Genomic DNA, 492 nt, shown 5'->3' with positions numbered 1-492 from the left:
ACTGGCAGTACTTTTATAATCATGAACGACCTCATATGTCAGTAAATGGTTGTCCACCTATTTTTAAACAATAACAAGGCTTTAGATTTTCTACCCATTAATTCAATTAAAAATGGGGGTATTACCGTATCCAATCTTGTATCCGATACTCTTTCTGAATTACTCGGATACAAGAGATTTTGTTATGAAAAGAGCGGCTTTAGATAACATCAAACAAATCAAAGATACCCATCTTCTTAATCTTGAACCTGAGGATAAGGAGTATCGTATTTCATGTGATGCTGGGCTTTATTTTCGTGTATCACCAAAAGGAAAAAAAACTTGGCAAGTCCGCTTTAAGGATGAGGTAGGGAAGTGGAAATGGCACTGAACCGTACCGGGTTTGTCGGAGACTTTTTTATTTAAGTTAGGCCACCTGACCTAACGGGTTAATCTTATCATAGTACATTGCTTCAAACTCAAAAGGCGATACATAACCCAGTGCACTGTGTA

1 protein-coding gene is annotated in these 492 nt (G+C 37.4%); it reads left to right on the top strand.

What is annotated here, in order from left to right; translation table 11 throughout:
- Nucleotides 1–184 precede the first annotated feature (184 nt).
- Nucleotides 185–370 (top strand): Arm DNA-binding domain-containing protein, encoded by a 186-nt coding sequence (locus tag ACEO2X_RS14150; RefSeq protein WP_171324958.1) that lies wholly within the window; start codon nucleotides 185–187, stop codon nucleotides 368–370.
- Nucleotides 371–492 lie beyond the last annotated feature (122 nt).

Origin of the sequence: Acinetobacter sp. AL9, from assembly GCF_041464035.1 — a bacterium.
Taxonomy (GTDB): Bacteria; Pseudomonadota; Gammaproteobacteria; order Pseudomonadales; family Moraxellaceae; genus Acinetobacter; species Acinetobacter towneri.
Note: the sequence above shows the minus strand (reverse complement) of the source record. Positions and strands in the feature narration are given on the sequence as shown.